This is a genomic window from Agaribacter marinus, from assembly GCF_030160655.1.
Lineage (GTDB): Bacteria > Pseudomonadota > Gammaproteobacteria > Enterobacterales > Alteromonadaceae > Glaciecola > Glaciecola marina.
On record NZ_BSOT01000015.1, the window covers coordinates 25761 to 33663 of the forward strand.

Here is a 7903-nt window from a genome sequence, read left to right on the forward strand (position 1 = left end):
TTTATTGTGCCTTAACAAGCACAAAGTTAAATCTTGAGCACTTTACACTCTAAGCTGAGAGAATAGGTCATTGAGCTTTTCTGCTACTTTGACTCCCGGCGCTGATTCTACGCCGCTATTCACGTCTAGTGTGGCAATCCCTGTTTGTCTTGCTTGACTGACGTTTTCAGGGCCAATACCACCCGCTAATATGTAATGTTGTTTATTTTCAATTTCGTTTAACAGATGCCAATCGAAGGCCTTGCCCGTGCCGCCCTGCGTATTTCCAACCTTGCTATCGAGTAGGTATTTATCAACCAGAACATTTTCCTGTTTTTCAATCGCGTTGTTGAGCACTGACGTGTCGTTTACGTCTATAGATAACACTCGCCAGATTTCGCAATTGCGCGGCAACAAAGGTTTGAGTTCTTGTATATATTCATTTGTTTCTTGGCCATGAAGTTGTACTGCACTTAAGGCTAAACTATTGGCATAATCGGCCACTAGTGCCGCGCTTTGGTTCTGAAAAACACCGACAAATTTTTTGTTAAACCCCGAGGTATTAATACTCTTGACGATGCTTTTTGCAGCGTCAAGTGAGACATGACGTTTTGATGCTTCAACAAAAATTAAACCTAAGTGGTTTGCGGGATAATTTGATACCAACTTAGCTTGATCTACTGACGTAATGCCACACACTTTTGTTTCGCCATATACCAAGGTGTTGATCGCCGAGTTAAGGTCATCTTGTGCCATCAACGAGCTGCCAATTAAATACCCGTCTACAAGGTGGTTTAATCGACGCAAGTCTTCGTTAGTATAAATACCTGACTCAGAAATAATCACTCCTGCAAAGGCTTCGTGACGTCGAATGATAGGGACTAAGCGTTCAGTCGTTGTTAAGTCAGTACTTAAATCACGTAAATTGCGGTTGTTGATTCCAATGATCTTAGCGCCTAACGCAAGTGCTCTATGGGTTTCTTCTTCGTTGCTTACTTCGGTGAGAACATCGAGTGCTAGTGCATCCGCAATACTGTGTAGGTTTTTATACTCGTCATCTGATAACACCGACAACATCAGTAGTACAGCATCTGCGTTGTGATGACGAGCCAAATAAATTTGGTATGGTGTAACAAAAAAATCTTTATTTAATACTGGTTGAGACACCCTTGACGTTACGTAATCTAAGTATTCAAACTTACCTTGAAAATACTTTTCATCTGTTAGTACAGAAAAGCACGCTGCTTCTTTTTCATAGGCGCTGACTATTTCATCTAAATCAAAATGCGCTCGAATCAAACCTTTTGAAGGTGAAGCTTTTTTACATTCAAAAATAAATCCAGCTTTGTCTTTTTGTAGTGCCGCCAAAAACGATTTTTTCGACGGCGATAAAGCGTCTTTAAATGCGTTAAGCGGGAAATCTATCTCGCGTTGGCTTACTTCAAGCCGCTTGTCAGCGACGATTTTTTTTAACACGTTAGCCATACTGCTTACTTCTCCAGGCTCAATTTTGCCGCTTTTTGCATAATTGCCAGCGGTTTACCGTTTTGCATGCTATTGATTGCTTGTTCATAACACTCACGGATGCTTTTGGTTGGCGTGTTTGTCCACAGTAGACAGGCTGCATTTATTGCTATCGCATCTCGGTGCGCGGTTTCACCCGCGCCTGCAAGAACCGCTTCAATAAGCGTTTTGTTATGTTCGGGAACACCACCTTTGATAGCATCAAGGGACGCACTTTTTGCACCAAAATCTTCTGGTGTAAAGCTAAGTTCAGTAAATTTTCCGTCTTGTAAATGAATCGCTTTGGTTTCACCATGTAGTGCTACTTCGTCTAGACCAGAACCATGTACCACAAGTGCATTTTTGTGGCCTAAGGCATCTAATACTCTTGCATAAATGGGCAACAATTCTGGTGCATAAACACCATATACACCGTGGCTTGGTTTAGCTGGATTTGCTAACGGACCAAGTATATTAAACAAGGTACGTGTTTTTAAGGTGCCACGTACTCCCATAACATGCTTAACGCCGGCGTGATAATTTGGTGCCGCTAGAAAACAAAAATTAGCCTCATCCAGACATTTGCGCGCGATGTCAGGCGTCATCATCAAATTCAAACCAAAGCTAGCGAATAAATCTGATGAACCTGATTTACTAGAGACGCTTTTGTTGCCGTGTTTGGCAACTTTTATGCCGCATGATGCCGCAACTAACGCCGCTGCGCTGGATATATTAATTGTATTGTGGCCGTCGCCACCCGTCCCCACAATGTCGCTAAATGCATAATCTGGTTGAGGAAATGCTTTGGCGTGTTCAATCATCGCTGACGCTGCGCCCGCAATTTCACCAATTGATTCGCCTTTCATTTTTAGCGCGATGAGTAGGGCGCTGATTGATATTTCACTCAACTCGCCTTGCATTAGGCTCGAAAAAATAGCGTGAGACTCATCTTGAGATAAGTCTTTGTTTGCGTAAACATGTTCAAGTAGTAAGTTAATGTCCATCCGCGCTTATTCCTTGTTCTCAAATTTAGCTTTATTCATCACTTCGCGATAAACCTTATGTGTTTGGTAAATCATTTGCTAAGTACATTAACGCTTGTTGAAGGAGTTTGCTGCCTTCACACGTTAATATGGACTCAGGGTGAAATTGAAAGCCGAGCATCTTATCAGCCTCATTTAATATCGCCATGGGTAAGCCGTCAATTTCTGCAATCTTTTGCAAAGAATTGGGTACATCAGTGGCCACTAAACTGTGATATCTAGCAATGCTCAAGGGGTTAGATAAACCTGCAAATATTTCATGTGCTGAAAATGTCATTAACGAGGCCTTGCCATGCATTACCTCTGGCGCATGCCCAACAACACCGCCGTAGTTTTCTACAATGGCTTGATGGCCTAAACATATGCCAAGCACTGGGTATTTGCCTTGTGCACCTTTTATAACTTCTGGCATAGAGCCAGCCGCACTTGGTGCGCCTGGGCCCGGACTAAGCATGAGTACACAAGGACCTTGCGTTTTAGCCAAGGCGAGTTGCTCTAAAATGTGTTTCGCTTCTACGGTATTGCGGTAAACCTTTAGTTTCACACCCAATACACGAAGTTCATCAACTAGATTATAAGTGAATGAGTCGACGTTATCGATTAAAATGACGTGCAGTTGGTCAATGTTGTTCACCTTGTCTTCAGCGTTTGAATATGTCATGGATTATTTTACCTCACTGCTGTTTAATGCTTGATTTGCAGTGCTAATTGCTTGAATAACCGCTTGCGCTTTTGCGCGCGTTTCGTCAGCCTCAGATTGAGGTATCGAGTCTTTTACTACACCTGCACCCGCCTGAATATGAGCGACGTTATCTTTAACAAACGCACTTCTAATTACAATACAGGTATCAAAATCACCTTTACCATTTAGGTAACCTACCGCACCGCCATAACTTCCGCGTGTTGCTTGTTCAGTTTGACGCACTAAGGCGGCTGCGCTGACTTTTGGTGCGCCAACTAAGGTACCCATATTCATACACGCTTGATAAGCATGGAGCGCATCAAGGTCATCGCGTAATTGACCAACTACTCGCGAAACTAAATGCATAACATGCGAATATCGGTCGACTTTTAATAAATCTTTGACAAAACGTGAGCCGGGTACAGAAACTTTTGCAACGTCATTTCTTGCCAAATCAACCAACATGATATGTTCGGCTTTTTCTTTGTGGTCTTGTTGTAGGTTGAGTTCTAAGCGGCTGTCCAAGTCTAAATCGATAGTGCCGTCTTCACGTTTACCTCGTGGGCGAGTACCAGCAATGGGATAAATTTCTACTTGATTTGATGTCTGCTCATATTTAAGGGCCGACTCGGGCGATGCACCAAAAATCACAAAATCTTTATCCTGAATGTAAAACATATAAGGAGAAGGGTTGGTTTGTTTTAAGCGCTTATATGCCAATAAGGGGTGTTCACAGGGAAGTGAAAAAGTACGAGACGGCACGACTTGAAAAATATCGCCGTCGAGAATGTTTTTTTGTAGATTTAAGACATCTTGGCAATATTCCGCATCCGATTTATCGGTATTGACGGCTGGCGAGTCTGCCATACTTTCAGAAAAGCTTACTTCAGATAAATCGTCTAGAGAATGCGTTAAACTCTCTAATTGTTGGCTCACTTTAAAATACTGTTGTGCAACATTTTCACCCGAAAATACACTGCCTAGCAGCTCGGTTGTTTTTGCTTTGTGGTCAATGAGTAGTAGGGTTTCAGCTAAGTAAAACACATAGTCAGCGCAAGTGTTTTTACCTTTTACGACACTAGGAAGTTGCTCAAAAGTAGCAATTAAATCATAAGCAAACACGCCAGCTAAAAATACAGCATTGTTGTCGTCGCGAATGGGCGTAATTTTATTTGAGATAGCGCGAAGTACGTCAAGGACAGCTGGTTGCTTTAAACGACTGTCTTCATCTAGATTACCATCGGGTTGTGGGAACTCGACGCGCAAGCTGGTCTTTTCTTCGGTGACTATAAAATCGGCTAGTTGCGTGTTTAAAAAGGGCAATAAAGACGCCCCATTTTCAGATGTTGCAACAATGTCAACTTGACTTCCGTTGCATTCGATTCGCAGCGCCGCGTCAATAAGTATCAAGCTTTTTAAATCGTCTTTACTATCAATTTCTGCTGATTCGAGTAAAAGAGAATTAGTACTGGCGACTTTTTTGTATGCGACCAGTGGGTCAGACAAATAAGCTAGCTCTCGCGATATGGTTTCTACTGTTCCTGGGGTTTGCCCCAGCGCCGACAGACTCATGTTTACTTCCTTTGGTATTTTATCTACTTTCTTAGTTCATTTACGCTAGGGCTTGTTTGTCGGAAACAAAAAAGGCCCTTAAACGGGCCTTGGAATTCGTGCACACACATGCAGCCAGAGCCCTAAGTCCGGTTGCACCACCACCAAATGTTGCGTACGTATGTCGAATTCATATGATACTATCCATTAAAATCTGTATTGATTTTCAGGTGCATAGGAGAATACAAAATGACGCCTATGTCAACCGCTAAAAATTGAATTTCTTATAACGTAACCCTAAATTATGATAGAAAAGCCATCGTTGATGATATAAATGTTTGTCGCGAATTGAGTTTAGTAACACGCCGAAGGCCACTAATTTGAAGATTGATTTACACACCCATACTACTTGTTCAGACGGGCAACTTACACCGCAAGAATTAGTGATGAGAGCACAACAAATGCAAGTAGACATGCTTGCTATTACTGATCATGACAATATTGACGGATTGCCCCTTGCGCGTGAAGCAATTGAACAATTTAATGCAAAAGTTAGATTGATAAATGGTGTTGAAATCAGTACTAAATGGCATGGTTTCGAAATTCATATATTGGGTCTCAATTTTGATGAGAACAATCAAAAGCTGATTGAGGTGCTGGATGTTCAAAAGCAAAAAAGAATTCAACGTGCTCACAAAATAACACAAAAACTCGCTTTTCTTGGCATCGATGAGCTATATGAAAAATGTCTGAGTAAAGCGTCGGGTATCGTATCGCGAGTTCATGTCGCTGCTGTTTTAGTCGACGAAGGTATTTGTAAAGATTTACAGCAAGCGTTTACGCAATTTTTAGGTGCAAAAAAACGCGCATACGTGTCACCTGATTGGATAGATATGGCGGATGCGATCAATGTAATACGAGGCGCCAAAGGGCATGCTGTGCTTGCACATCCTTTTCATTACGACATGAAGTCAAAATGGATCCGCAAACTCTTGACGGCATTTGCTGCTGCAAGCGGCGATGCGACTGAAGTCATGCACCCAAATATTTCACCGACAAAACGCGATCTTATCGTGAATTTAGCGAAGGAATTAGGTTTGCGTGCCAGTGTGGGGTCTGATTTTCATGCGCCTACGCGTTGGACCGAGCTAGGTAGAAAATTGGTTTTACCGGCAGATATGACGCCTGTTTGGCAAGCTTGGACCTAGCGTTAATTTTCTTATACTCATACTCTTGTTTGATGCCTTTATACAGAATTGCATAATTTAGGTTTGAAGGGTTTAAGGCAATGCAGGATGTAGCCGTTTTACTAGTTTTAGTTAATCAATCTACAGGACTTTTTGTACCAGAATATTTATCACCGATAACATGTGTATACACTTGAGTAGTGCGAATATCGCTATGACCAAGTAATTCTTGTACTGTTCTGATGTCGCTGCCGCTGCGCAGCAATTCAGTGGCAAAGGAATGCCTGAATGTATGTGCGGTTACTCGTTTATCTATTTTGGTTGCGAGGACTGCTTGACGCAATTGTTTTCTGAAGGCTGTTTCGTGTATATGGTGCCGACAAATATAGCCGTCGATAGGGTGCACACATCTATTGTTAGATGGGAAAATATATTGCCAACTCGTGTCTTTGAGCGCATTTTTGTATTTCCTGTGTAGCGAAGGAGGCAGTGAAGTAAGCCCAAAGCCTTCATTAAGGTCTTTTTGATGCGCCTTCTTTGCCACGTTAATTTGGTGTTTTAGTGGTTCAATGAGCGATTTCGGTAATAAGCTATACCTGTCTTTAGCGCCTTTCCCACGAAATATAAAAATTGTATTGTTGTCAAAGTTAATGTCTTTTATGCGAAGTCGTAGTACTTCGTTGGTCCTTAATCCAGCACCAAATAACAAGGAGGCAATCAGGTGATACTTGCCCGACAATTTGCCTATAATCTGTTTGGCTTCTTCAGTACTTATCACTACAGGTAAATTTTTTGGTTTTTTAGAAAAGCCAAATTGCAATGTTAACTCTTCATAACCTAAACATTTTTTATACATAAAAACTAGCGCGCAAAGCGCCTGTGTTTGCGTAGCCGCACTCACATTCTTTGTGTTTGCTAAGTGACTTAAGTAAGCATCAATTTCAGCCTCACCAAGCGTATTCGGATGTTGGTAATTGTGATATCTGATATAGGCACGCATCCAACGCAAATACGATTTTTCCGTTCTATAGCTATATCGAAGTGCGCGTAATTTTTGTCTTACGGACTCTATGAACTGAGACATTTCTCCTCCTTGAGATGTTTTTTAGCTCCAATTCTCGGTTTGTAAATTAATTATCTGTTGTTTGCATGATAACAACTTGATTTTTATGAGTATGTGGAAACCGAGAATTCACGCTATGACTTTTAGAACCAATAACTTTTATTAGCTATGCCCGCTAAAATAGAGGGCTGTCTTGACATTTATCTCGAATTGTCGTCACAATATCTCATAATTACATATTTAGTAACTGTACGTTCGGACTTATACGGACGTGCAGATAATAAACTGTTAGCTGCCAAGGAAAAATCCATGGGATACGATTTACATATCACAAGAAAAGAAGAGTGGTTCGAGGACGAAGGCGCTGAGATAACACTTGATGAGTGGACAGATTATGTAAGGTCATCTCCGGATATGAGATTAGATGGGTATGCTGAAGCAGGAACTCCTAATGGAGCCTTAAGGATTGAAAGCGAAGGTTTATCTGTCTGGACTGGGTATTCTGGCCATGAAAAAGATGGAAATATGGCGTGGTTCGATTATTTCGAAGGTAATATAAAAGTTAAAAACCCTGATGATGAAATCATAAAGAAGATGTACCAAATTGCTGTTGCTCTTGATGCTAAAGTTCAAGGAGATGAGTGTGAAGTCTATGGCGCGGATGGGCAGTCAAATTGGAAAGAATTAAAGGCTGCGGGTGAAGCAATGAGAGCCAGCATGTCAAAAAAGTGGTGGCAGTTTTGGAAATAGCAGCTAACAAAGCAATCTACCCAAGCTGCTGGTTTCACCAGCAGGGACTCGCGCTGCGTTGCAGCGCTCGCCGGTAATTGCGGCGTTGGTATGACTCCCCACGTCAAGTAAAACGCAACAATCTTGCCTGATCCTGTAAGCCTAA

General features: G+C 41.8%; 7 protein-coding genes. 2 read left to right on the forward strand and 5 right to left on the reverse strand.

Features of this window, described 5'->3' with window-relative positions:
- Window positions 1–42: 42 nt before the first annotated feature.
- The 4 genes from trpCF to QQK00_RS18705 are packed head-to-tail and all read right to left on the reverse strand — an operon-like array spanning window position 43 to window position 4779.
- Complete coding sequence (gene trpCF, locus QQK00_RS18690) at window positions 43–1464, reverse strand: bifunctional indole-3-glycerol-phosphate synthase TrpC/phosphoribosylanthranilate isomerase TrpF (protein WP_284219211.1); 1422 nt, start codon at window positions 1462–1464, stop codon at window positions 43–45.
- Window positions 1465–1469: 5 nt separating this feature from the next.
- The gene (gene trpD, locus QQK00_RS18695) at window positions 1470–2486 is read right to left on the reverse strand and encodes an anthranilate phosphoribosyltransferase (RefSeq protein WP_284219212.1); all 1017 of its coding nucleotides are present in this window, start codon (window positions 2484–2486) and stop codon (window positions 1470–1472) included.
- Window positions 2487–2541: 55 nt separating this feature from the next.
- Window positions 2542–3186, reverse strand: a complete 645-nt coding sequence (locus QQK00_RS18700; protein WP_284219213.1) for an aminodeoxychorismate/anthranilate synthase component II — start codon at window positions 3184–3186, stop codon at window positions 2542–2544.
- 3 nt (window positions 3187–3189) lie between these two features.
- Window positions 3190–4779 (reverse strand): anthranilate synthase component 1, encoded by a 1590-nt coding sequence (locus QQK00_RS18705; RefSeq protein WP_284219214.1) that lies wholly within the window; start codon window positions 4777–4779, stop codon window positions 3190–3192.
- A 359-nt stretch (window positions 4780–5138) separates the two neighbouring features.
- Between QQK00_RS18705 and QQK00_RS18710 the strand changes: the two genes are divergently transcribed.
- On the forward strand, window positions 5139–5966 hold the full coding sequence (locus QQK00_RS18710; RefSeq protein ID WP_284219215.1) for a PHP domain-containing protein: 828 nt from the start codon (window positions 5139–5141) through the stop codon (window positions 5964–5966).
- Between the two features lie 115 nt (window positions 5967–6081).
- Here QQK00_RS18710 and QQK00_RS18715 read toward each other — a convergent pair whose 3' ends face one another.
- On the reverse strand, window positions 6082–7029 hold the full coding sequence (locus tag QQK00_RS18715) for an integron integrase (protein WP_284219216.1): 948 nt from the start codon (window positions 7027–7029) through the stop codon (window positions 6082–6084).
- Between the two features lie 288 nt (window positions 7030–7317).
- On the opposite strand from QQK00_RS18715, the gene QQK00_RS18720 reads away from it, so the two are divergent.
- Complete coding sequence (locus QQK00_RS18720; protein ID WP_284219217.1) at window positions 7318–7758, forward strand: hypothetical protein; 441 nt, start codon at window positions 7318–7320, stop codon at window positions 7756–7758.
- Window positions 7759–7903: the final 145 nt, after the last annotated feature.